Source organism: Neobacillus novalis NBRC 102450 (assembly GCF_001591805.1).
GTDB lineage: Bacteria > Bacillota > Bacilli > Bacillales > Cytobacillaceae > Neobacillus > Neobacillus novalis.
This window is the reverse complement of record NZ_BCVP01000002.1, coordinates 17,196-41,160: the sequence shown is the minus strand read 5'-3', so window position 1 is coordinate 41,160 and position 23,965 is coordinate 17,196. Positions and strand designations below refer to the sequence as shown.

The window sequence follows — 23,965 nt, the reverse complement described above, 5'->3', positions numbered from 1 at the left end:
AAAAATATGGAAAAATGGTTCAATGTTGGGAAAATCGTCAATACTCAAGGGATAAAAGGTGAAGTGCGCGTTATTTCAAAAACGGACTTCCCTGAGAAACGCTATAAAGCCGGAAATGTTTTATTTTTGTTTATGCCAAATTCAAATACGCCAGTTGAACTAACAGTCAAAAGCCACAGGACCCATAAAAATTTCGAATTACTCACATTTGAAGGTTTTAATAATATAAATGAAGTTGAAAAATTCAGGGATGGTATTTTGAAAGTACCTGAATCACAACTTGGCACATTAGCTGAAGATGAATTTTATTACCACGAAATTATCGGCTGCCTTGTTTCAACAACTGAAGGAGAGGAAATCGGAAAAATAGCTGAAATTCTCTCCCCTGGTGCCAATGATGTTTGGGTGGTTAAAGGAAAAGGCGGTAAGGAAGTCCTAATCCCATATATCCATGATGTGGTCAAGAAAGTGGATGTACAAGAAAAAATAGTTATCATTGAACCAATGGAAGGGTTACTTTCATGATGCAGATTGATATTCTTACCTTATTTCCAGAAATGTTTTCCGGGGTACTGGGACAATCGATTTTGCAAAAAGCGGCTGAGAAAGCAGCGGTCAACTATAATGTCGTTAATTTCCGTGAATATGCCGATAACAAACATTCTACGGTTGATGACTATCCATATGGCGGCGGGGCTGGCATGGTATTAAAACCACAGCCAATCTTTGATGCTGTTGCAGCACTGAAGGAAAAGGCCAAAAGCAGCAAACCAAGGGTGATTCTGCTTTGCCCGCAAGGAGAACGCTATGAGCAGAAAAAGGCAGAGGAACTGGCAAATGAAGAGCACTTACTATTTATTTGCGGCCATTATGAGGGCTATGATGAACGAATCCGTGAACATGTGGTAACGGATGAAATCTCGATTGGTGATTATGTCCTGACTGGCGGCGAGCTTGGAGCAATGGTCGTGATCGACAGTGTGGTCCGCCTTTTACCGGAAGTATTAGGAAATCAGGAATCACATATGAAGGATTCGTTTAGTACGGGGCTCTTAGAACATCCACACTACACGAGACCCGCAGATTTTCGCGGCATGAAGGTGCCTGATACATTGTTGTCGGGAAATCATAAATTAATTGAAGAATGGCGAAATAAAGAGGCATTACGCCGTACCCTTTTACGACGCCCGGATTTATTGGATAAAATAGAACTGACAGCAGAACAAGAAAAATGGCTAGAAGAAGTAAAAAAAGATTGCGAGTAATATTGCGAGCCTGCAATAATTATGGTATGATACTACTTGTGACTTGGGCTGATATGTTTCAGTGATAGTCTTATAACGATGTTCCGCTGCAGGGTATAAGGGAATTTATGTGCATGAGCATCTGTTGGAAGGAGTTGAAAACGATGCAAAAATTGATTGAAGAAATCACAAAAGAACAACTTCGCACTGATCTTCCAACGTTCCGTCCTGGTGATACTGTACGTGTACACGTAAAAGTTGTCGAGGGTACTCGCGAGCGTATTCAGTTATTCGAAGGTGTAGTGATTAAGCGTCGTGGTGGTGGGATTAGCGAAACTTTTACAGTTCGTAAAATTTCTTACGGAGTAGGCGTTGAGCGTACTTTCCCAGTTCATACACCAAAAATTGCGAAGCTTGAAGTACTTCGTCGCGGTAAAGTTCGCCGTGCTAAGCTTTACTACTTGCGTAAACTTCGCGGTAAAAAAGCAAGAATTAAAGAGATCCGCTAATATGAAAAGGAAAGAGCTTGCTTTAGGAGCAGGCTCTTTTTTTGATACATATCTTCTTCTTTGATAGAAAGACTAATCATATTGGACTCCCCGAATGTTACTGTTTTTTAAACTAATTATTAAAGTTTGATTAAAAACGATAATCCCATCGTGTTAAATTTGTTTAAGTTATGTAAAATAGGCTTTATATGAGTTTTATTTAGATTGGTGGGGATTGTATGACAAAAAAGAAAAATGAACTATGGGAATGGACAAAGGCCCTGTTAATTGCGGTAGCGCTGGCAGCAGTTATTCGGTACTTTCTGTTTGCTCCAATTGTAGTCGATGGCCTATCGATGATGCCGACATTGAAAGACCAAGATCGAATGATTGTTAATAAATTCAGTTATGATATTGGAGAGCCGAAGCGGTTTGATATCATCGTCTTTCATGCACCTGAGAAAAAGGATTACATAAAGCGTGTGATTGGTCTTCCTGGTGACACGGTTGAGTATAAGGATGATACGTTATATGTAAATGGAAAAGCATATAAAGAGCCTTACTTGGATCAATATAAGAAAGAGGTTGAGGACGGACCGCTAACCGCTTCCTTTACGTTAGAAGAAACCGTTGTAGGCCGTAAAACGGTTCCGAAAGGTGAATTGTTTGTGATGGGAGATAATCGCCGCTGGAGTAAAGATTCCAGACACATCGGGACGATTCCAATGAGTAAGGTAATCGGCAAAACAAGTGTCGTCTATTGGCCGATTAAAGATGCACATATTGTTACAGCGAAATAGAACACCAAGGCGCTTATGCTTTAAAGGAGGTGGCAGCTTTGACGATCCAATGGTTTCCAGGCCATATGGCCAAGGCTCGCAGAGAGGTCACGGAAAAGTTAAAACTGGTTGACATTATTTTTGAATTGGTTGATGCAAGAATTCCGTATTCCTCGAGAAACCCAATGATTGATGAAATTATCCAGCATAAACCTAGATTAGTCTTGTTAAATAAAGCGGATATGGCAGATAAAGACGTGACAAGGGAATGGATTGCCCACTTTGCGGAGAAGGGGATAAAAGCCCTGGCGATTAATTCTCAGGCTGGAGAAGGAATGAAAACGATTGTCCAAGCCTCACATGAAATTCTTAAAGAAAAATTTGATCGAATGAGAGCAAAAGGCGTTAACCCAAGGGCGATTCGTGCGATGATTGTTGGCATTCCTAATGCAGGGAAATCGACACTTATCAATCGCCTTGCCAAAAAAAATATCGCCAAGACAGGCAATACACCAGGGGTAACGAAATCGCAGCAATGGATTAAAGTTGGCAAGGAAATGGAATTGCTTGATACTCCAGGGATTTTATGGCCGAAGTTTGAAGACCAAGAGGTTGGGATGAAACTGGCTATCACAGGAGCGATTAAAGATACATTATTAAACCTACAGGACTTGACCGTTTACTCACTTAGATTTCTAGAACGTGCCTATCCAAAGCGTTTAAAAGAACGGTACAATCTGGAAATTCTGCCAGATAACGTTGTCGAAATGTTTGATCATATCGGTGAACTTCGCGGCTGTCTTATGGCTGGCGGCATCGTCGATTATGATAAGGTATCGGAATTGGTGATAAGAGAGATACGGTCAGAGAAATTTGGCCGGCTTACGTTTGAACGACCTGCCGATCTAATGAAGGAATAATGAAACTGCATGAAGCTCTCCTGAATGGGGAGCTTATTTTTTGCCGAGAGGAAAGTAAAACTTTCCAATTAACTATTTCTTTCATTTTTCTACTTTTACCAGCATTTATCTCTGGTTACAATGGAACTATTTTCGTAAAATTAGTTTAACGACTAAGATTGATTACTTGATAAAGGAGCGTACTTAAATGAAATATCGTTCAGCTTTTGATATTATCGGTCCGGTCATGATTGGACCGTCAAGCTCTCATACAGCAGGTGCAGCACGTATTGGCAGGGTTGCTAGGACATTGTTTGGCAAACTTCCGACGAAGGCGATTATCTCATTATACGGTTCATTTGCGAAAACATATAAGGGACATGGAACAGACTTTGCGATTGTTGCAGGCCTCCTAGACCTGGATACTTTTGATGAAAGAATGCCTAAATCATTGGCAATAGCAAAGGACCTCGGTTTAGAGGTTGTGTTTCAGGCGGAAGAGGCAGTAACGGATCATCCGAATACCGTTAAAATAAATCTATATGGCGGGGATGACGAGCTTGAGCTGGTTGGGATTTCAATTGGCGGCGGAACCATTGAAATTACCGAATTAAACTCTTTCCCGCTAAAGCTGTCCGGCGAACATCCGGCAATCTTGGTTGTCCACCAAGACCGATTTGGAATCATTTCAGCGGTAACTAGTGTATTATCAAAATATCAAATTAACATCGGCCATATGGAGGTTTCAAGGTTGGATAAAGGGGAAATGGCCTTAATGGTCATTGAAGTCGACCAAAAAATTGAGGATATGGTGATTGAGGAATTAAGTAATCTTGCAAATGTATCGAAAATTATTCGTATGGCGGAATAGATTAATCATCATCAGGAGGTATGATCATGTTTCGAAATGTAGCGGAGCTTGTTCAACTTGCAGAAACTAATCAAGTAAAAATAGCAGAAATCATGATCCGTCAAGAAATAGAAGTATCGGGTCTTACGAGAGAAGAAGTAATCGCGAAAATGGATAAGAATTTAACGGTAATGGAACAGGCGGTGGAAAGAGGCCTAAATGGTGTCCATTCCCATACTGGTCTTACTGGCGGCGACGCCGTGCTCATCCAGAACTATATTAAAAGCGGGAAGGCTCTTGGGGGAACGGTTCTATTAGACGCGGTCAGTAAAGCGGTGGCAACCAATGAAGTGAATGCCGCAATGGGTGTAATCTGTGCGACACCAACTGCAGGTTCAGCAGGCGTAGTACCAGGGACTTTATTCGCAGTAAAGGAAAAATTGCTGCCTACCCGCGAGGAAATGATTGAATTTTTGTTTACAGCAGCAGCTTTCGGTTTCGTGGTCGCAAATAACGCCTCCATTTCCGGTGCTGCGGGGGGTTGCCAAGCAGAAGTAGGCTCTGCCAGCGGAATGGCTGCAGCGGCGATTGTAGAATTGGCTGGCGGCTCCGCACAGCAGGCTGCAGAGGCGATGGCTATCACGTTAAAGAATATGCTTGGATTAGTGTGTGATCCAGTAGCGGGGTTAGTCGAAGTCCCTTGTGTAAAACGGAATGCAATGGGCGCATCCAATGCCATTACAGCTGCGGATATGGCACTTGCCGGTGTAACAAGCAGAATTCCTTGTGATGAAGTCATTCACGCCATGTTCTTAATCGGCCAATCGATGCCTTCTTCGTTAAGGGAAACTGCTGAGGGCGGACTTGCTGCGACACCGACAGGCAGAAGATTAGAGCAAGAAATATTTGGAAGCGGCAACACGGTTAAACTCAAAAATCTGATTAGATCCTAAATGGGTGAAAAAAATGAAGGTATTAACAATTGCAGAAGCAGCAAGACAATTAGAAAATATTAAGGATGAGCATGACCCGTTTTTACTACAAATCCTTCAAGATGAGCGCAAGGGTGTTAAACAATTAATACAGAAATGGCGCAAGAAGATTGCAGAGGAACAGCGGTTAAAAGAAAAATTCCTTGAGATGAATACCTATGAAAATAAATGGCGTTCAAAAGGCTTTGAATTGATTGCCGGTGTCGATGAAGTCGGCAGAGGTCCGCTTGCAGGTCCGGTTGCTGCGGCGGCCGTCATTTTGCCTGCTGACTTTTTCTTGGCTGGGATTGATGATTCTAAAAAACTATCAGAAAAGAAACGCCTGGAATACGATGCCATCATTCGCAGAGAAGCGCTGGCATTTAGTGTATCAATGATTGATGCAAACGAAATTGATGAGATTAATATTTACGAAGCGGCAAAGAAAGCAATGAAAGCAGCAATTGTTTCGTTACAGCCAAAACCGGATTTTTTGCTGATTGATGCGATGAAGCTAGAAATTCCCTACCCATCAGAATCGATTATTAAAGGGGATGCAAAAAGTATTTCCATCGCAGCTGCTTCGATTATTGCAAAAGTGGCAAGAGACAAGCTGATGAAGGAAATTTCGCTGGAATATCCCAGCTATCATTTTCAACAAAATATGGGGTATGGGACAAAGGAACATATAAATGCGATTCAGCAGCATGGGATAACTCCCTATCATCGAAAAAGCTTTGCACCAATCAAAGATATTATCAAAATATAATTTTTTTGCATATTGGTGGACAAGGTATCTGTCATTATATAAAATGAAAACGGAGTCAATTTTTAGAAGAGTAAGATTTAGGAGGATGGGAAATGAATATCCATGAGTATCAAGGGAAAGAGATCCTCAAGCAATTCGGGGTAACAGTTCCAAACGGAAAAGTGGCATTCACGGTTGAAGAGGCAGTGGAAGCGGCGAAAGAACTAGGAACTAAAGTGTGTGTCGTAAAAGCGCAAATCCACGCTGGCGGACGGGGGAAAGCCGGTGGTGTTAAAGTTGCGAAAAACCTTGATGAGGTTCGTACATATGCAAATGAAATCCTTGGAAAAACCTTGGTAACACACCAAACGGGTCCTGAGGGTAAAGAAGTAAAGCGTCTGCTCATTGAAGAAGGCTGTGACATCAAAAAAGAGTATTATGTTGGTTTAGTATTAGACCGTGCCACTTCACGTGTTGTCTTAATGGCTTCTGAAGAAGGCGGAACGGAAATTGAAGAAGTTGCTGAAAAGACTCCGGAGAAAATTTTTAAAGAAGAAATCGACCCAGTGATTGGCTTACAGCCATTCCAAGCACGCCGAATCGCCTTTAATATCAATATTCCAAAAGAGTTAGTCAATCAAGCGGTAAAGTTCATGACAGCTTTATACAAAGCCTACATTGAAAAGGACTGCTCGATTGCCGAAATTAATCCACTTGTCGTTACAGGTGATGGAAAAGTTATCGCATTAGATGCCAAATTAAACTTTGACTCCAATGCGTTATATCGTCAAAAAGATGTACTGGCGTATCGTGACCTTGAAGAAGAGGATGCCAAAGAAATCGAAGCATCTAAATATGATTTAAGCTATATTTCCTTAGATGGAAATATCGGCTGTATGGTTAATGGCGCCGGTCTTGCGATGGCGACCATGGACATCGTTAAGCATTACGGCGGCGACCCCGCTAACTTCCTTGATGTTGGGGGCGGTGCTACAGCTGAAAAGGTTACTGAAGCATTCAAAATTATCCTTTCTGATCCAAACGTAAAAGGTATTTTCGTAAATATCTTCGGCGGAATCATGAAGTGCGATGTTATCGCAGAGGGTGTAGTAGAAGCGGCTAAGCAGGTTGGTCTAAGTGTTCCACTTGTTGTTCGTTTAGAGGGAACAAATGTTGACTTAGGGAAGAAAATTCTCGCTGAGTCAAGCATTGACATAATTGCTGCTGAATCCATGGCTGACGGCGCACAAAAAATCGTTGCATTAGTGAAATAGGATCGATAAGAAAGGGGAATTAACGTGAGCGTTTTTATTAATAAAGATACAAAAGTTATTGTTCAAGGGATAACTGGTTCTACAGCCCTTTTTCATACAAAACAAATGCTTGAATACGGTACACAAATAGTTGGCGGTACCACTCCAGGAAAAGGCGGCATGGAAGTTGAAGGTGTGCCTGTATTTAATACAGTGAAAGAAGCAGTTGAAACTACTGGTGCTACAGCATCCGTCATTTACGTTCCGGCTCCGTTTGCAGCAGATGCCATTATCGAAGCCGTTGATGCAGAGTTGGATTTAGCTATTTGTATTACTGAACATATCCCAGTATTAGATATGGTTAAAGTAAGGCGTTATATGGAAGGCAAGAAGACTCGTTTAGTTGGTCCAAACTGCCCAGGTGTAATCACTGCCGATGAATGTAAGATTGGCATCATGCCTGGATACATCCATACGAAAGGCCATGTCGGTGTTGTTTCCCGCTCTGGAACTTTAACATACGAAGCGGTTCATCAATTAACACAAGCTGGTCTTGGTCAGACAACAGCAGTTGGTATTGGCGGCGATCCTGTTAACGGGACAAACTTTATCGATGTGCTAAAAGCATTTAATGAAGACCCTGAAACATATGCTGTTATCATGATTGGTGAAATTGGCGGAACGGCTGAAGAAGAAGCGGCAGAATGGGTAAAAGCAAACATGACAAAACCTGTTGTCGGCTTCATTGGCGGACGAACTGCGCCTCCAGGAAAGCGGATGGGCCATGCCGGTGCCATTATTTCTGGCGGTAAAGGTACTGCCGATGAAAAAATCCGCGTCATGAACGAATGCGGCATTAAGGTTGCTGATACACCATCTGTAATGGGTGAAACGTTAATCGAAGTATTAAAAGAACAAGGTTTATATGAAAAATGTAAAACACACTAATATTTTACATCTGGTGAATACAGATAGTCCCTCATAATTGAGGGGCTATTTCTGCATGTATAATAAATAGTAAGGAGGATTAGTTTAAGATGGATGACTTTAAAGAAAAACTGATTCATTTGCTTCATTATCCAAATATCTCATGGAGTACTGTTTTTCAAATGTTAAAAAAAGACCCGACACTCCAGTCCTTGTACCGGCTCCAAACCCAATTGCCGCAGCAGATTTCCTTGTTTTCACCCATTAACCGCGATAGCTCCTTAGCCAAATCTTCTATTATATCTCTTCATCCTGAAATGATTCACGAACAAATTCGCCAATACGAGACCAATGATATTACCGTCATTACGATTATAGATAAGGAATATCCTCGGTATTTAAAAGAAATTTACCAGCCGCCTTGGGCTTTATTTGCAAAAGGAGATCTATCTCTACTTGATAGAGAACCAAAACTTGCCGTGGTAGGATCACGCCAGGCGACACCATATGGAAAAAACGCTATCAGGTTAATCTTTCCCGAGTTAATTGACAATGGTGTCCTCGTTGTCAGCGGTTTGGCAAAGGGGATTGATGCGCTGGCACATGAATACGCAATAAAAAATGGCGGGAAAACAATCGCAGTTATAGCGGGTGGTTTATATCATATTTACCCAAAAGAAAATATGGGACTGGCATTAGAAATGATGAAAACACAGCTAGTTGTCTCGGAATATCCTCCGGACACCAAGCCGCTCAGATGGCATTTCCCAGCAAGGAATCGTATCATTAGCGGTCTATCAAAAGGGACATTTATTATAGAAGCAAAACGAAAAAGCGGTTCGTTGATTACGGCAAACTATGCGGTTAACGAGGGACGGGATGTGTTTTCATTGCCAGGAAGCATCTTTAATCCTTATTCCATTGGGGCAAACGAATTGATTCAACATGGGGCAAAACTAGTGACAAGTGCTAAAGATATATTAGAAGAAATAAGGTAAAATGCAGAATTAACTAATAATCTTTTAAATAAATTCGCTGATTTAGCAGGTTTTTTCTGAATATGTGGAGAAATTAGCTTAAAAAGGTTGCAAAAATTTCTAATATGTTATACATTTTCCAACAGATGTTCGAAAAATAGAATATATTAAAAAAGAATAAATAAACTTGTAATTAACATATATTATGAAATTTTGGGATAGGCAGTTTTGTAAAGTATTTTCTCCGCTCCAAGTTGCTATACTGGGATTTAGGAAAACTTATCAAATCATAAGCATCTTAGAAACGGGATTCGCCGGATTCAAGGGGCTTTCACACTTTCCCTCTTAAGGAGGATTTAAATGGCAGATTATCTTGTAATCGTCGAATCGCCAGCAAAAGCGAAAACGATTGAACGATATTTAGGGAATAAATATAAGGTTAAGGCATCGATGGGCCATGTTCGCGATTTGCCGCGGAGCCAGATGGGTGTCGATGTTGAAAATAGCTTTGAACCAAAATATATTACCATTCGCGGTAAGGGCCCGGTATTAAAGGAATTGAAAACAGCAGCAAAAAAGGCAAAGAAAATTTATCTCGCAGCTGACCCGGATCGTGAGGGGGAAGCAATTGCCTGGCATTTAGCACACAGTTTAGATGTTGATATTACATCTGACTGCCGTGTTGTTTTTAATGAAATTACTAAAGATGCGATAAAAGAATCGTTTAAGCATCCTCGTCCGATTAATATGAGTCTTGTTGATGCGCAGCAGGCGCGGAGGATTCTAGACCGGCTTGTCGGCTATAACATTAGCCCTTTACTATGGAAGAAGGTGAAAAAAGGGCTTAGTGCAGGCCGGGTTCAATCCGTTGCGGTCCGCCTGATCATTGATAGAGAAAAAGAAATAAATGCCTTTATTCCTGAAGAGTATTGGACAATTGATGGTGAATTTTTAAAAGGCAAAGATCATTTTAGCGGTCAGTATTTTTCTTTAGCTAATAAAGAAAAGTTTGAACTGAAATCTGAACAGGATGTCCAAACGATTCTACAGCAAATGGACGATAATAAATTCAAAGTCACTTCTGTTACAAAAAAGGAACGAAAAAGAAACCCTGCGCCGCCGTTTATTACGTCCTCCTTACAACAGGAAGCAGCAAGAAAGCTGAATTACCGCGCAAAGAAAACGATGATGCTGGCACAGCAGCTGTATGAAGGGATTGAGCTTGGTAAAGAAGGAACGGTTGGTCTCATTACCTATATGAGAACGGACTCGACCAGAATCTCCGAAATCGCGCAAACAGAAGCGGCTGAGTACATACGGACTGAATATGGTGAAAATTATTTAAAAGAAGAACAAAGAAAAGAAAAAAAGCAAGCGAAGGCCCAGGATGCCCATGAAGGGATTCGTCCGACCAGTACTTTAAGAGATCCAAATAGTTTGAAGGTGTTTCTGTCAAGGGATCAATTCCGCCTATATAAATTAATTTGGGATCGATTTTTAGCCAGCCAAATGGCGCAGGCAGTCATGGACACGATGAGTGTGGATTTGCAGAATGGAAATATCCTGTTCCGCGCCAATGGCTCAAAAATAAAGTTTCCCGGCTTCATGAAGCTTTATGTTGAGGGCTCCGATGACCAAGAGGATGGACCAGCTAAAATGCTTCCTGACCTTAAAGAAGGGGATGAAGTAATCAAGAAGGACATTGAGCCTAAGCAGCACTTCACGCAGCCGCCGCCAAGGTACACGGAGGCAAGACTTGTAAAAACGTTAGAAGAACTTGGGATTGGCCGGCCATCAACTTACGCGCCTACATTGGACACCATTCAAAAGCGTGGCTATGTAGCACTTGATAATAAACGCTTCGTCCCTACTGAGCTTGGGGAAATTGTTCATGAGGTGATGGTGGAATTCTTCCCTGATATCATAGATGTGGAATTTACAGCGAGATTGGAAAAAGGATTAGATCATATTGAAGATGTAAAAATGCCTTGGATCGAACTGATTGACGCATTTTACACAGAATTCGAGACACATTTAAAAATAGCAGAACAGGAAATGGAAAAAATAGAAATAAAGGATGAACCTGCTGGTGAAAACTGTGAAAACTGTGGCAGTCCAATGGTGTTTAAAATGGGTCGCTATGGGAAATTTATGGCCTGTAGCAACTTCCCGGATTGTAGGAATACGAAACCAATCGTGAAAGAAATTGGTGTGACCTGTCCTAATTGTAAAGAAGGACAGATTATTGAGCGGAAGAGCAAGAAAAAAAGGCTGTTTTACGGCTGTACTAAATATCCGGAATGTGAATTCATCTCTTGGGATAAGCCACTGTCGCGGCCTTGCCCTAAATGTGAAGGTCTGTTGGTAGAAAAGAAGTTAAAAAAAGGTGTTCAAGTCCAATGCGTTAATTGCGACTACAAGGAAGAACCGCAAAGCTAAGAGTAGAAGAGTGGACAACGTCCACTCTTTTACATTTGTAAAAACATAAAACTTTTTTCTTTTTGTTTCGTATAGTACAATGCAAGATGGACTTAAAATTAGGGGAAAGTAATAATAGTTACTGCGGTCTCGTTGATATACATAATTAATTAGCTTGATTCAGGAGGTTTCTACATGAAAGACGTAACAATAAACGTGGTTGGCGCTGGTCTGGCTGGCAGTGAAGCAGCATGGCAAATCGCTAAGCGGGGGGTAAAGGTGCGCCTTTATGAGATGCGGCCAGTAAAGCAGACACCAGCACACCATACCGATAAATTTGCTGAATTGGTTTGCAGTAATTCACTCAGGGCGAATACGTTGACAAATGCAGTTGGAGTGTTAAAAGAAGAAATGAGAAAGCTTGATTCCGTGATTATTGCTGCGGCTGACGTATGTTCCGTTCCGGCAGGCGGGGCATTGGCGGTTGACCGTCATGAATTCGCTGCAAAAGTTACCGAACTGGTCAAAAACCATGAGAACGTTACAGTTGTGAACGAGGAAGTAGTCGAAATTCCCGAAGGTCCTACTGTCATTGCAACAGGGCCACTAACAAGTCCAGATCTTTCGGAACAGCTGAAAAGCTTAACAGGTGAGGATTACCTGTATTTTTATGATGCAGCGGCACCGATTCTGGAAAAAGAAAGTATAAACATGGATAAGGTTTATTTGAAATCCCGCTATGATAAGGGGGATGCCGCATATTTAAACTGCCCAATGACGGAAGAGGAGTTTAATCGTTTTTATGATGCTCTTACCCTTGCGGAGACGGTTCCATTAAAGGAATTTGAAAAGGAAATCTTTTTCGAAGGCTGTATGCCAATTGAGGTAATGGCAGCAAGAGGGAGAAAGACGATGTTATTTGGACCATTAAAACCAGTTGGTTTAGAGGATCCGAAAACTGGAAGAAGGCCATTTGCCGTTATTCAGTTGCGTCAAGATGATGCCGCTGGAACTCTATTTAATATTGTCGGATTTCAGACACATTTAAAGTGGGGGGCACAAAAAGAAGTTATTCAATTAATTCCAGGCCTTGAAAATGCAGAAATTATTCGCTATGGTGTTATGCACCGCAATACCTTTATTAATTCACCAAAGGTATTGAAAGCAACTTATCAATTCAAAAACCGTGAAGATTTATTCTTCGCCGGTCAAATGACCGGTGTTGAGGGGTATGTCGAATCGGCCGCGAGCGGCTTAATTGCCGGCCTCAATGCAGCCCGATTGGTTCAGGGAATGGACCCAGTTGTGTTTCCTGCTGAAACTGCTATTGGAAGCATGGCGCGTTATATCACAACGGCCAATCCCGGTAATTTCCAGCCGATGAATGCAAATTTCGGATTATTCCCGGAATTGCCTGAAAAAATTAAAGGGAAGCAGGAAAGAAACCTAAAGCATGCAAATCGTGCATTAGAAACAATTCAGAACTTTGTGAAGGTTTTGTAAAGTTTATTGCAAGGCTTAGCGATGTATGATACGATTTAATAGTCCTTGCGAAGTAAATATTAAGACAAATGTGAATGTTTTTTAAACTTTATTTATTGCGTATTTACAAATGGAGTGAAATTGCGCAGAATATAAAATTGAACATTCCCAACATGCTATCAGTAATTTCATTCTTTCTTTTCATTGATGAACAAGCGAATAAACAGTTGAAAAACGTATATAGCCCATCGTCAGAGGGCATAAATGAATACAGTTTTCATCATTTTATGTCCTAGATTTATTCTTTTGTTACATATCATCACAATACGTAAAAGAAAAATACTCCAAAAGGAGGATTAGCTAAATGGGCCAATTTCATGCAACAACCATATTTGCAATCCATCATAATGGTGAATGCTCCATGTCAGGTGATGGTCAAGTTACATTTGGCAATGCTGTAGTGATGAAGCACACAGCAAAAAAGGTTAGAAAGATATTTAATGGTCGTGTGCTGGCAGGCTTTGCAGGTTCTGTGGCTGATGCTTTCACCCTTTTTGAACTTTTTGAAGGAAAATTAGAGGAGTTTAATGGCAACCTTCAAAGAGCAGCCGTCGAGCTTGCGAAGGAGTGGAGAAGCGATAAAATCCTCAGAAAGTTAGAAGCAATGTTAATTGTCATGAATAAGGACTATTTGCTGCTCGTATCCGGAACTGGTGAGGTTATCGAACCTGACGATGGAATTCTTGCCATTGGTTCTGGGGGGAATTACGCATTAGCTGCAGGGCGTTCACTGAAAAAATATTCAGGGGAACATTTATCAGCGAAAGAAATAGCAAAAGCTTCTTTAGAAATAGCTGCGGAAATATGTGTATATACGAACCACAACATCATCGTGGAAGAGCTATAACGGGAAGGAGATTAATAACTATGGGAATAACAACTAATTTAACCCCCCGCCAAATTGTGGAAAGACTTGACCAATATATTATTGGACAGAAGGATGCAAAGAAGGCGGTTGCGGTGGCACTTAGGAACCGATATCGAAGGGGTTTATTGAATGATAAGCTTCAGGAAGAAATCATCCCCAAAAATATTTTGATGATTGGACCGACTGGAGTTGGGAAAACAGAAATAGCCAGAAGAATTGCCAAGCTTGTCGGTGCCCCGTTTATTAAGGTGGAAGCCACTAAATTTACAGAAGTGGGTTATGTTGGCCGCGATGTTGAATCAATGGTTAGGGATCTTGCGGAAACCTCCGTTCGTTTGGTAAAAGAGGATCGGATGCAAAGCGTAAAAGAACGGGCCGAGGAAAATGCCAACAGCAGGCTTGTTGATTTACTCGTTCCTACAGCTAAAAAGGCAACAAACTATAAAAATCCGTTGGAGATGTTGTTTGGAGGCGGAAATTCCTCTTCCGAGCAAGAGACACATCAGGAAGATTATTCGGTTCAGGAAAAACGAAAGATTGTAAAAGAGAAATTGGCTCTAGGTGATTTAGAGGATGAAATTGTTACCGTAGAAGTCGAGGAGCAGGCTCCATCTATGTTTGATATGCTTCAAGGCTCAGGAATTGAGCAAATGGGTATGAATATGCAGGATGCGCTCAGCAGTTTTATGCCAAAAAAACGCAAAAAGAGAAAATTAACGGTTCGGGAAGCAAGAAAGGTACTTACAAGCGAAGAGGCTGCAAAGCTAATTGATATGGATGAAGTAACGTCAGAAGCGGTTTATCGTGCCGAACAAACGGGTATTATTTTTATTGATGAAATTGATAAAATCGCCAGTAAAAATTCCGGTGGTTCTTCCGCGGATGTTTCAAGAGAAGGGGTTCAAAGGGATATCCTACCGATAGTGGAAGGTTCGACAGTGGTAACTAAATATGGTTCGGTAAAAACCGATCATATATTATTTATCGCTGCAGGAGCTTTTCATATGGCGAAACCATCCGATTTAATTCCAGAGCTTCAAGGGCGTTTCCCAATCCGTGTGGAACTAACAAAACTGACTGTTGAGGATTTCTACAGGATCTTGATTGAACCGGATAATGCTCTCATTAAGCAATATCAAGCATTATTGGAAACAGAAGGTATACAAATTGAATTTTCTGACGATGCTATTCGTAGAATTGCTGAAGTGGCATTCGAGGTGAATCAAAATACAGATAATATTGGGGCAAGACGTCTTCATACGATATTAGAAAAGCTTTTAGAAGATTTATCTTTTGAAGCGCCGGATATTTCATTGGAGAAAGTCGCGATTACACCACAGTATGTAGATGATAAGCTTGGAGCTATCTCTAAAAATAAAGATTTAAGTCAATTTATCCTATAGGAACGGGACCTCTTCAACCTGATTTTTATGGTTGGACGAAGGTGCGTATATATACCTATTGCATCAAAAAATAAACAATAAAATTTAATAATGGTTATAGTCAATTAGGAGGAAGAAATACGATGGATTTACTTTCAAAAACAAGAAAAATTAATGTTTTATTGCAAAAAGCTGCAGGAAAGCCAGTTAACTTCAAGGAAATGTCAGAGACCTTAAGTGAAACGATTGAAGCGAATGTTTACATTGTCAGCCGCCGTGGGAAGCTTTTAGGCTTTTCCATTTATCAGCAAATTGAAAACGAGCGCATGAAAAAAATGTTCGAGGACCGTCAATTTCCTGAAGAGTATACAAATGGGTTATTTAGTATTCGAGAAACTTCATCAAATCTTGATTTCGAAAGTCAATATACTGCTTTTCCTGTGGAGAACAGAGAGCTATTCCGTGAAGGGTGGACAACAATTGTTCCGATAATTGGCGGCGGGGAGCGTCTTGGTACGTTAATCCTTGCTAGGCTGCAGGAAAAATTCCAAGATGATGACCTTATTCTTGCTGAATACGGTGCAACAGTTGTAGGGATGGAAATTTTGCGAGAAAAATCGGAAGAAATTGAGGAAGAAGCTCGGAGCAAAGCGGTTGTTCAAATGGCTATCAGTTCATTATCCTATAGTGAGCTAGAAGCAATTGAGCATATTTTTGAAGAACTTAATGGCCATGAAGGCTTATTGGTTGCTTCTAAAATCGCCGATCGCGTCGGTATTACTCGTTCAGTCATCGTTAATGCTTTAAGAAAGCTTGAGAGCGCAGGCGTAATTGAATCTCGTTCCCTTGGTATGAAAGGAACATATATCAAAGTCTTAAACGACAAGTTTCTAGTAGAGCTTGACAAATTAAGATCTAAATAATAATTAATCCTCAGGCATACCTGGGGATTTTTTTTATAAGTTCAACTTGATTGTTTATTGTACTTATGCTATATTATTTCATGGTGTTAATACACACGCTCTTTGATTTAAGCAGATGGTGCTGTTTACGACAGTTTCTGTTTAAAAATGAAAGGAGCGGAGGAAATCAAACCATTAGGAGGAAAAAACATGTCAGTCATTTCAATGAAGCAATTGCTTGAAGCTGGTGTACACTTCGGACACCAAACTCGCCGTTGGAACCCTAAGATGAAGAAATATATCTTCACAGAGCGTAACGGTATCTACATCATCGACCTTCAAAAAACAGTTAAAAAGGTTGAAGAAGCTTATAACTGGGTGAAGGAACTTGCTGGTAACGGCGGAACAGTTCTTTTTGTTGGTACAAAGAAACAAGCTCAAGATTCTGTTAAAGAAGAAGCAGCTCGTTCTGGTATGTACTTTGTTAACCAACGCTGGTTAGGTGGTACGTTAACTAACTTTGAAACAATTCAAAAGCGTATTAGCCGCTTAAAAGATATCGAAAGAATGTCTGAAGACGGTACTTTCGAAGTATTACCGAAAAAAGAAGTTGTTCAATTAAAGAAACAACAAGAACGCCTTGAAAAATTCTTAGGCGGTATCAAAGACATGAAGAAGCTTCCAGATGCACTATTCATTATTGACCCTCGTAAAGAGCGTATCGCAGTTGCAGAAGCAAAGAAATTACACATTCCTATCGTAGGTATTGTTGATACAAACTGTGATCCAGACGAAATCGACGTAGTTATTCCAGCGAATGACGATGCAATTCGTGCGGTTAAGCTTTTAACAGGCAAAATGGCAGATGCCATCCTTGAAGGAAAGCAAGTTGTTGAAGAAGAAGAACAGCAACCGACTGCATAAATAATAATAGAGTAGAAATGAAAAAGGTGATAAGAGGTGAACCACCCTTTATCACCTTTTTTTAAAGAAACTATTTAATGAAAAGTTTTATCTTAAGCGTCATTGGCAAAGATAGGTGTACATAGATAAATAAGGAGGAAAAAAACTATGGCAGTCACTGCTCAAATGGTTAAAGAATTACGTGAAAAAACAGGCGCAGGTATGATGGATTGTAAAAAGGCACTAACAGAAACAAATGGTGATATGGAAAAAGCGATTGATTTCTTACGTGAAAAAGGAATCGCAAAAGCTGCTAATAAAGCGGACCGTATTGCGGCTGAAGGATTAACTTCTATCTTAACAGTAGGTAACGATGCTGTTATTCTTGAAGTAAACTCTGAAACTGACTTCGTTGCGAAAAACGAAGGTTTCCAAACACTTGTGAAAGAACTTGCTGAACATCTGATTAAAAACAATCCTGCAACAGTTGAAGAAGCGGTAGCACAAACAATGGAAAACGGTGCAATCGTTGCCGACCATATCAACGCTGCAATTGCTAAAATTGGCGAAAAGCTTTCCCTTCGTCGTTTTGCAGTCATGTCAAAAACTGATAATGATGCATTTGGCGCTTACCTTCATATGGGTGGACGCATCAGCGTGCTAACGGTTCTTGAAGGGACTACAGATGCAGATGCTGCTAAAGATGTATCGATGCACATCGCTGCGCTTAGACCAAAATACGTTTCTCGTGATCAAGTATCACAAGAAGAAGTGGAACATGAGCGTCAAGTGTTAACTACACAAGCTTTGAACGAAGGAAAGCCTGAAAATATCGTTGCTAAAATGGTAGAAGGCCGTCTAGGAAAATACTTTGAAGATGTTTGTGTTCTTGACCAAACGTTTGTTAAAAACCCTGATCAAAAAGTGCGTCAATTTGTTGAATCTAAAGGGGCAACTGTTCGTGAATTCGTCCGCTACGAAGTAGGCGAAGGTATCGAGAAGCGTGAAGATAACTTTGCAGAAGAAGTTATGAACCAAGTAAATAAACAATAGTCAAATATTCTCTAGCTTAAAACAAACAAGTTTTAAGGGAATGTTACTGTAATAGGTTTTTGAATAGGGGACACGGTGTGTTCCCTATTTTTAAGATAAATTTATTTTATACATATGGAGGTTTATATGAGCGGTCCTAAGTACAAACGCGTGGTTTTGAAATTGAGCGGAGAAGCACTTGCAGGTGAATCGAGCTTTGGAATTAAACCTTCTGTCATCAAATCGATTGCGATTCAAGTAAAGGAACTAGCAGAGCTCGGAGTTGAAGTTGCAGTCGTTGTTGGCGGCGGCAACATTTGGCGCGGGAAAATCGGTAGTGAAATGGGTATGGATAGGGCAACTGCCGATTATATGGGCATGCTTGCTACGGTCATGAATTCTTTAGCACTTCAAGATAGCTTGGAGCATTTAGGGATTGAATCCCGTGTGCAGACTTCCATTGAAATGCGCCAGGTAGCTGAGCCTTATATCAGACGACGTGCCATTAGGCATCTTGAAAAAAAGCGAGTTGTCATTTTTGCGGCAGGTACAGGTAATCCTTATTTTTCTACAGATACAACGGCTGCTTTAAGAGCAGCGGAAATTGATGCGGAAGTCATTTTAATGGCGAAAAACAATGTGGATGGGGTTTATTCTGCAGACCCGCGGGTTGATGCGAATGCTACGAAATACGAAGACCTATCATTCCTGGATGTTCTTAAGGAAGGCTTAGCGGTCATGGATTCCACTGCTTCTTCCTTATGTATGGATAATGATATCCCACTTATTGTTTTCTCGATTATGGAACAAGGAAATATTAAAAAAGCCGTTATGGGTGAAAAAATTGGAACAATCGTTAGGGGGAAACATTAATGCCAAAACAAGTCATCTCTACTACAAAGGATCGAATGACCAAAGCGATTCAGTCTTATTCACGCGAGCTTGCCAGCATCCGTGCCGGAAGAGCAAGTGCTTCATTGCTTGACAGAATTACGGTGGATTATTATGGTGCACCTACACCTGTTAACCAAATGGCGGGGATTTCTACACCGGAAGCTAGACTGCTTGTTATTCAACCGTATGATAAATCCATTCTAGGTGATATTGAAAAAGCAATCCTTAAGTCTGATTTAGGATTAAATCCTACTAATGACGGGATGGTCATTCGTCTTGCGATTCCACAATTGACAGAAGAGCGCCGCAAGGAACTTGTAAAATTAGTTAAAAAGGAATCAGAAGAAGCTAAAGTTGCCGTCCGTAACATTCGCCGTGATGCCAATGATGATTTGAAGAAATTGGAGAAAAATGGCGATATCACCGAAGATGCTCTGCGCGGATATTCTGATGATATTCAAAAGCTTACAGACGAAAATATTACGAAAATTGATCAAATCACCAAAGATAAAGAAAAAGAAATTTTAGAAGTGTAAATTGCTTCCGGATTTCCGGATTTCTAGTAAAAACCCTCTTCTTAGGGGGTTTTTTTCACTATCTTTAACCTTTTTCAATTTGTATCTATTGCATTGGACTTTCTCTGATTTATTATTCTTCATTTCTTTAAATTTACATAAGTTATTTAGTAGAGATATCTTCTAGCTTTTTTGGTATGATAAGAGCATGCTACCCTGACATTCCTTTACATAACAATAGACGGGGTTCGATGGAACTGATTTATTATCGGAGGAAATGATTAACTAATTGAGGAGCAATGTTATGTTTAAAAAATTTTGGCTTAGGAAGAACCAAAAAGATTCTTCCACACTCCGAGATAAAATAGAAGAAATAAAAAAAATGCCTGTTCCTAATCATGTGGCGATTATTATGGATGGCAACGGACGGTGGGCAAAGAAACGGGCATTGCCACGGATTGCCGGCCATCATGAAGGCATGAAAGTTGTTCGAAAAACGACGATGCTGGCAAATAGGCTTGGAATCAAAACGCTGACATTATATGCTTTTTCGACTGAAAACTGGAAACGTCCAAAAAATGAAGTGGAATATATCATGAGGCTGCCAGAAGAATTTTTAGGTACATTTCTTCCTGAATTAGTTGAGAATAATGTTCAAGTGAAAATGATGGGATATAAAAATCAGCTTCCCGTACATACACTGCATGCAATTGAAAAAGCTATAGAAGAAACAAAACATAATAATGGACTAGTCTTAAACTTTGCCTTGAATTATGGAAGCAGATCGGAAATTCTCGATGCCGTTAAGCAAGTCTTAAATGATTACAATAATGGTACACTGAAGGAAACAGAACTAGACGAGAAAAACTTCTCATCCTACATGATGACAGCAAATTTTGCTGATCCGGACCTATTAATCCGGACTAGCGGCGAAATACGTTTGAGCAACTTTATGCTCTGGCAATTGGCTTACTCCGAACTTTGGTTTACAGATGTGTTATGGCCTGATTTTAGTGAGGAGCATTTGCTGGAAGCAATAGAAACCTTCCAAAATCGCCAGCGTCGGTTTGGCGGTTTATAAGAACAAAAAAAGGTGTTGAACTAGTAGATGAAGCAAAGAATCATAACAGCAGTCGTTGCCGCGGCATTATTTTTGCCGATTGTATATTATAGTGGACTTCCTCTTTTGCTATTAACGTATTTTTTAGCGACTATAGGCTTGTATGAGTTATATAAAATGAAAAACCTAAACATCTTTTCAGGTCACGGATTATTATCAGTCTTATTTCTATGGGCTTTGCTTTTCCCTGAGAAATATATGAATGTCCTAGATACTTTCTATTATTCAAAGACAGAGCTGTGTATTGTGTTCATTCTTTTATTATTAGCATTTACAGTCATAACAAAGAATCGTTTTACATTTGAAGACGTTTCATTCTCCATCCTTTCTGCCCTTTATGTAGGCCTTGGCTTTTACTTTTTCTTTGAAACAAGGGTGGATGGTGGACTTGTCTATATTTTATATTCCTTATTTATGATTTGGGCGACGGATTCCGGGGCTTACTTTATCGGGAAAGCATTGGGTAAGAGGAAGCTTTGGCCGGAAATCAGTCCTAACAAGACGGTTGAAGGATCTATCGGCGGTGTCGTTTGTGCAGTCATTGTAGGGGTTTTATTTGTATTATTCACGGATATTAAAGGTTCGATAATCGGAATAACAATCGTGCTTTCTGTTTTCGGACAAATTGGTGATCTAGTCGAATCGGCATTTAAGCGACACTTTAACGTAAAAGATTCTGGAAACATATTACCGGGACATGGCGGCATTCTTGATCGCTTTGACAGTTTATTATTTGTTTGGCCATTATTACACTTTTTCCACCTGTGGTGATGAAGCGGATGTGCTTTACTTTTTAGGAGATGAAATCAGTGAAAATTATTAGTTTAATGGGAGCAACAGGGTCGATTGGCACCCAGACATTGGATGTTATTCGCGAGCATCCAACAGAATTTAAATTAGCGGCCATTTCGGTAGGTAAAAATATAGACATGGCTCGAAAAATAATTGTAGAATTTCAGCCCGAGCTTGTTTCTGTACAAGATTATCATGACTGTAATACATTAAAAGCAGAATTCCCACATATAAAATTAACATATGGTAATGAAGGACTAATTGAAATTGCGGTTTATGAAAAAGCAGATATTCTTGTAAATGCCGTTCTGGGCAGTGTTGGTTTAAATCCCACATTACAGGCAATTGAATGCGGAAAAACAATTGCAATAGCAAATAAAGAAACACTTGTTACGGCAGGCCATTTGGTTATGGATGCTGCCAAAAGAAATAATGTTTCGCTGCTTCCAGTTGATAGCGAGCATTCCGCTATTTTTCAGGCCTTACAAGGAGAAAAAGAGAAAAATATTGAGAGATTAATTTTAACTGCTTCAGGGGGCAGCTTTCGTGATCGCTCCCGGAAAGAATTAGAACATGTAACAGTCCAAGAAGCGTTAAACCATCCGAATTGGTCAATGGGGGCGAAAATCACGATCGATTCCGCAACCATGATGAACAAAGGATTGGAAGTAATTGAGGCACACTGGCTGTTTCAAATACCTTATGAAAAAATTGATGTACTGCTCCATAAAGAGAGTATCATCCACTCAATGGTTGAATTCCATGACAGCAGTATCATGGCTCAACTAGGAACACCTGATATGAAAGTGCCGATTCAATATGCACTTACATACCCGGATCGACTTCCGCGTTTGTCCGCCAACCGGTTGGATTTGGCACAAATTGGCAAACTTAATTTTCAAGAAATGGATGTTGAGAGGTTCCGCTGCCTTCATTTTGCTTATATTGCTGGTAAAGAAGGTGGAACGCTGCCAACTGTTTTGAATGCTGCCAACGAAGCAGCAGTCGCAGCATTTTTAGAAGGGAAGATTCGTTTCTTACAAATTGAAGATTTGATTGAGAAGGCATTAAGCAATCATCAAACCATTGCGCACCCAAGTTTAGCAGTAATCCAAGAGGTAGATAAGGAAACGAGGCAGTATGTTACTTCACTTCTATAAAAAAGGTGGTTTTATATTTGAGTACAGTTATAGCCTTTATTGTCATTTTTGGCGCACTCGTCTTCTTTCATGAATTAGGTCATTTTATTTTCGCAAAACGGGCAGGGATCCTCTGCCGCGAATTTGCAATCGGTATGGGTCCGAAAGTGTTCACACATAAAAAAGGAGAAACAACCTATACGATTCGATTATTGCCAATTGGCGGATTTGTCCGTATGGCGGGCGAAGATCCAGAAATGGTAGAAATTAAGCCGGGATACCGGATTGGTCTTATGTTTGACAAGGAAGAAAATGTAGACAAAATAATCCTTAATAATAAAGAAAAGTTCCCTAATTGCCGGATCGTTGAAGTGGAGTATGCAGATATTGAACGGGATTTAGTCATTAAGGGTTTCCCTGAAGATGAAAATGAAAGCTTACGAACATTTTCCATTCATCCACAGGCGGTTATCGTCGAAAATGGAGTGGAATCACAAATTGCCCCAATTGACCGGCAATTTGGTTCAAAAACATTATGGCAAAGATTCTTGGCGATTTTTGCTGGTCCGATGATGAACTTTGTCCTTGCCTTCTTTTTGTTTATTATCATCGCTTTACTGCAGGGGGTGCCTTCGAATGAACCAAAATTGGGCGAAATAACCCCTGATGGTGCTGCCAAAACTGCAGGTCTTAAACAAGGTGATGTCGTCCAGAGTATTAATGGCTCAGAAATTTCAAGCTGGGAAGATGTCGTCCAGATGATCCGAAAAAATCCAAATAAAAAACTTGATTTCACAGTCATTCGTGATAGTAACGAAAGGGAGATTCCCGTCACGCCGCTTGAAAAGACAGTTGAAGGCAAGAAAATGGGAATCATCGGTGTTTACAGCCCCGTCGAAAAATCTCCGGTGCAAGCTGTTAAATCCGGGTTCACTGAAACCTATTTCTGGACAACACAAATATTTGTGATGGTTGGAAAGCTTGTTACGGGCCAATTTTCTATTGATGCGCTTTCAGGTCCTGTTGGTATTTACAATTCAACTGCTGAGGTAGCCAAATCAGGAATTTATTATTTAATGAAGTGGGCAGGGATTTTAAGCATTAACCTTGGGATAATGAACCTCTTACCAATTCCCGCGCTCGACGGTGGCAGATTGATGTTCTTTGCTGTTGAAGCTGTGAGAGGGAAACCAATTGACCGTCAAAAGGAAGGAATGGTTCACTTTATCGGATTCGCCCTCCTTATGCTGCTGATGCTTGTTGTTACCTGGAATGATATACAAAGATTTTTCTTGTAATAACGTAAGGGGCCGTGAAAACGG

General features: G+C 40.5%; 24 protein-coding genes. All 24 read left to right on the top strand.

The features are described 5' to 3' along the window. The first annotated feature begins 6 nt into the window (after positions 1–6). Complete coding sequence (gene rimM / locus BANVL01_RS00725) at positions 7–525, top strand: ribosome maturation factor RimM (protein ID WP_066085301.1); 519 nt, start codon at positions 7–9, stop codon at positions 523–525. Then, positions 525–1,265 (top strand): tRNA (guanosine(37)-N1)-methyltransferase TrmD, encoded by a 741-nt coding sequence (gene trmD / locus BANVL01_RS00720; RefSeq protein ID WP_156482171.1) that lies wholly within the window; start codon positions 525–527, stop codon positions 1,263–1,265. Before rimM ends, trmD begins: the two co-directional genes overlap by 1 nt. A 143-nt stretch (positions 1,266–1,408) precedes the next feature. Next, entirely contained in the window at positions 1,409–1,753 is a 345-nt protein-coding gene (gene rplS / locus BANVL01_RS00715) for a 50S ribosomal protein L19 (protein ID WP_066085305.1), read from the top strand. 218 nt (positions 1,754–1,971) lie between these two features. Further along, the gene (lepB, locus tag BANVL01_RS00710; RefSeq protein ID WP_066085307.1) at positions 1,972–2,532 is read left to right on the top strand and encodes a signal peptidase I; all 561 of its coding nucleotides are present in this window, start codon (positions 1,972–1,974) and stop codon (positions 2,530–2,532) included. A gap of 38 nt (positions 2,533–2,570) precedes the next feature. After that, positions 2,571–3,431 (top strand): ribosome biogenesis GTPase YlqF, encoded by an 861-nt coding sequence (gene ylqF / locus BANVL01_RS00705; RefSeq protein ID WP_066085313.1) that lies wholly within the window; start codon positions 2,571–2,573, stop codon positions 3,429–3,431. A 187-nt stretch (positions 3,432–3,618) separates the two neighbouring features. Beyond that, on the top strand, positions 3,619–4,281 hold the full coding sequence (gene sdaAB, locus BANVL01_RS00700; RefSeq protein ID WP_066085315.1) for an L-serine ammonia-lyase, iron-sulfur-dependent subunit beta: 663 nt from the start codon (positions 3,619–3,621) through the stop codon (positions 4,279–4,281). A gap of 26 nt (positions 4,282–4,307) precedes the next feature. Beyond that, positions 4,308–5,213: an L-serine ammonia-lyase, iron-sulfur-dependent, subunit alpha gene (gene sdaAA, locus BANVL01_RS00695; RefSeq protein WP_066085316.1), complete on the top strand. Its 906-nt coding sequence runs from the start codon at positions 4,308–4,310 to the stop codon at positions 5,211–5,213. A gap of 13 nt (positions 5,214–5,226) precedes the next feature. Beyond that, positions 5,227–6,000 (top strand): ribonuclease HII, encoded by a 774-nt coding sequence (rnhB, locus tag BANVL01_RS00690; RefSeq protein WP_066085318.1) that lies wholly within the window; start codon positions 5,227–5,229, stop codon positions 5,998–6,000. A gap of 92 nt (positions 6,001–6,092) precedes the next feature. Next, positions 6,093–7,253: an ADP-forming succinate--CoA ligase subunit beta gene (gene sucC / locus BANVL01_RS00685; RefSeq protein WP_066085319.1), complete on the top strand. Its 1,161-nt coding sequence runs from the start codon at positions 6,093–6,095 to the stop codon at positions 7,251–7,253. Positions 7,254–7,277: 24 nt separating this feature from the next. Further along, positions 7,278–8,180: a succinate--CoA ligase subunit alpha gene (gene sucD, locus BANVL01_RS00680; protein ID WP_066085320.1), complete on the top strand. Its 903-nt coding sequence runs from the start codon at positions 7,278–7,280 to the stop codon at positions 8,178–8,180. 89 nt (positions 8,181–8,269) lie between these two features. Beyond that, positions 8,270–9,157: a DNA-processing protein DprA gene (gene dprA, locus BANVL01_RS00675; protein WP_066085321.1), complete on the top strand. Its 888-nt coding sequence runs from the start codon at positions 8,270–8,272 to the stop codon at positions 9,155–9,157. Positions 9,158–9,496: 339 nt separating this feature from the next. Then, positions 9,497–11,575 carry a type I DNA topoisomerase gene (gene topA, locus BANVL01_RS00670; protein ID WP_066085329.1) on the top strand — a complete coding sequence of 693 codons (2,079 nt, stop codon included), beginning with the start codon at positions 9,497–9,499 and terminating at the stop codon, positions 11,573–11,575. Between the two features lie 174 nt (positions 11,576–11,749). Further along, positions 11,750–13,057 carry an FADH(2)-oxidizing methylenetetrahydrofolate--tRNA-(uracil(54)-C(5))-methyltransferase TrmFO gene (trmFO, locus tag BANVL01_RS00665; protein WP_066085333.1) on the top strand — a complete coding sequence of 436 codons (1,308 nt, stop codon included), beginning with the start codon at positions 11,750–11,752 and terminating at the stop codon, positions 13,055–13,057. A 343-nt stretch (positions 13,058–13,400) separates the two neighbouring features. After that, positions 13,401–13,943, top strand: coding sequence for an ATP-dependent protease subunit HslV (hslV, locus tag BANVL01_RS00660; RefSeq protein WP_066085335.1), 543 nt, complete (start codon positions 13,401–13,403; stop codon positions 13,941–13,943). A 20-nt stretch (positions 13,944–13,963) separates the two neighbouring features. Beyond that, a complete protein-coding gene (hslU, locus tag BANVL01_RS00655) occupies positions 13,964–15,367 on the top strand; it encodes an ATP-dependent protease ATPase subunit HslU (RefSeq protein WP_066085337.1) in 1,404 nt (467 codons plus the stop codon). A 122-nt stretch (positions 15,368–15,489) separates the two neighbouring features. Then, entirely contained in the window at positions 15,490–16,269 is a 780-nt protein-coding gene (gene codY / locus BANVL01_RS00650) for a GTP-sensing pleiotropic transcriptional regulator CodY (protein WP_066085338.1), read from the top strand. A 189-nt stretch (positions 16,270–16,458) separates the two neighbouring features. Then, entirely contained in the window at positions 16,459–17,172 is a 714-nt protein-coding gene (gene rpsB, locus BANVL01_RS00645; RefSeq protein WP_066085340.1) for a 30S ribosomal protein S2, read from the top strand. 147 nt (positions 17,173–17,319) lie between these two features. Beyond that, positions 17,320–18,204, top strand: a complete 885-nt coding sequence (tsf, locus tag BANVL01_RS00640; RefSeq protein WP_066085341.1) for a translation elongation factor Ts — start codon at positions 17,320–17,322, stop codon at positions 18,202–18,204. Positions 18,205–18,330: 126 nt separating this feature from the next. Then, positions 18,331–19,056: a UMP kinase gene (gene pyrH / locus BANVL01_RS00635; protein ID WP_066085345.1), complete on the top strand. Its 726-nt coding sequence runs from the start codon at positions 18,331–18,333 to the stop codon at positions 19,054–19,056. After that, positions 19,056–19,613: a ribosome recycling factor gene (frr, locus tag BANVL01_RS00630; RefSeq protein WP_066085347.1), complete on the top strand. Its 558-nt coding sequence runs from the start codon at positions 19,056–19,058 to the stop codon at positions 19,611–19,613. The genes pyrH and frr overlap by 1 nt, the downstream gene beginning before the upstream one ends. Before the next feature lie 283 nt (positions 19,614–19,896). Continuing rightward, on the top strand, positions 19,897–20,673 hold the full coding sequence (gene uppS / locus BANVL01_RS00625) for an undecaprenyl pyrophosphate synthase (protein ID WP_066085349.1): 777 nt from the start codon (positions 19,897–19,899) through the stop codon (positions 20,671–20,673). Positions 20,674–20,700: 27 nt separating this feature from the next. After that, entirely contained in the window at positions 20,701–21,483 is a 783-nt protein-coding gene (locus BANVL01_RS00620) for a phosphatidate cytidylyltransferase (RefSeq protein ID WP_066085351.1), read from the top strand. Positions 21,484–21,521: 38 nt separating this feature from the next. Beyond that, the gene (gene dxr / locus BANVL01_RS00615) at positions 21,522–22,664 is read left to right on the top strand and encodes a 1-deoxy-D-xylulose-5-phosphate reductoisomerase (protein ID WP_066085353.1); all 1,143 of its coding nucleotides are present in this window, start codon (positions 21,522–21,524) and stop codon (positions 22,662–22,664) included. Between the two features lie 17 nt (positions 22,665–22,681). After that, complete coding sequence (gene rseP, locus BANVL01_RS00610; protein WP_066085355.1) at positions 22,682–23,941, top strand: RIP metalloprotease RseP; 1,260 nt, start codon at positions 22,682–22,684, stop codon at positions 23,939–23,941. Positions 23,942–23,965 lie beyond the last annotated feature (24 nt).

What these genes read in the sequence shown, in the direction of transcription:
- tsf (WP_066085341.1), top strand. Translation starts at nt 17,320, where the DNA reads ATGGCAGTCACTGCTCAAATGGTTAAAGAATTACGTGAAAAAACAGGC.
- frr (WP_066085347.1), top strand. Translation starts at nt 19,056, where the DNA reads ATGCCAAAACAAGTCATCTCTACTACAAAGGATCGAATGACCAAAGCG.
- uppS (WP_066085349.1), top strand. Translation starts at nt 19,897, where the DNA reads ATGTTTAAAAAATTTTGGCTTAGGAAGAACCAAAAAGATTCTTCCACA.
- sdaAB (WP_066085315.1), top strand. Translation starts at nt 3,619, where the DNA reads ATGAAATATCGTTCAGCTTTTGATATTATCGGTCCGGTCATGATTGGA.
- rpsB (WP_066085340.1), top strand. Translation starts at nt 16,459, where the DNA reads ATGTCAGTCATTTCAATGAAGCAATTGCTTGAAGCTGGTGTACACTTC.
- trmFO (WP_066085333.1), top strand. Translation starts at nt 11,750, where the DNA reads ATGAAAGACGTAACAATAAACGTGGTTGGCGCTGGTCTGGCTGGCAGT.
- hslV (WP_066085335.1), top strand. Translation starts at nt 13,401, where the DNA reads ATGGGCCAATTTCATGCAACAACCATATTTGCAATCCATCATAATGGT.
- dprA (WP_066085321.1), top strand. Translation starts at nt 8,270, where the DNA reads ATGGATGACTTTAAAGAAAAACTGATTCATTTGCTTCATTATCCAAAT.
- lepB (WP_066085307.1), top strand. Translation starts at nt 1,972, where the DNA reads ATGACAAAAAAGAAAAATGAACTATGGGAATGGACAAAGGCCCTGTTA.
- sdaAA (WP_066085316.1), top strand. Translation starts at nt 4,308, where the DNA reads ATGTTTCGAAATGTAGCGGAGCTTGTTCAACTTGCAGAAACTAATCAA.
- topA (WP_066085329.1), top strand. Translation starts at nt 9,497, where the DNA reads ATGGCAGATTATCTTGTAATCGTCGAATCGCCAGCAAAAGCGAAAACG.
- rplS (WP_066085305.1), top strand. Translation starts at nt 1,409, where the DNA reads ATGCAAAAATTGATTGAAGAAATCACAAAAGAACAACTTCGCACTGAT.
- hslU (WP_066085337.1), top strand. Translation starts at nt 13,964, where the DNA reads ATGGGAATAACAACTAATTTAACCCCCCGCCAAATTGTGGAAAGACTT.
- sucC (WP_066085319.1), top strand. Translation starts at nt 6,093, where the DNA reads ATGAATATCCATGAGTATCAAGGGAAAGAGATCCTCAAGCAATTCGGG.
- pyrH (WP_066085345.1), top strand. Translation starts at nt 18,331, where the DNA reads ATGAGCGGTCCTAAGTACAAACGCGTGGTTTTGAAATTGAGCGGAGAA.
- codY (WP_066085338.1), top strand. Translation starts at nt 15,490, where the DNA reads ATGGATTTACTTTCAAAAACAAGAAAAATTAATGTTTTATTGCAAAAA.
- rnhB (WP_066085318.1), top strand. Translation starts at nt 5,227, where the DNA reads ATGAAGGTATTAACAATTGCAGAAGCAGCAAGACAATTAGAAAATATT.
- rimM (WP_066085301.1), top strand. Translation starts at nt 7, where the DNA reads ATGGAAAAATGGTTCAATGTTGGGAAAATCGTCAATACTCAAGGGATA.
- BANVL01_RS00620 (WP_066085351.1), top strand. Translation starts at nt 20,701, where the DNA reads ATGAAGCAAAGAATCATAACAGCAGTCGTTGCCGCGGCATTATTTTTG.
- trmD (WP_156482171.1), top strand. Translation starts at nt 525, where the DNA reads ATGCAGATTGATATTCTTACCTTATTTCCAGAAATGTTTTCCGGGGTA.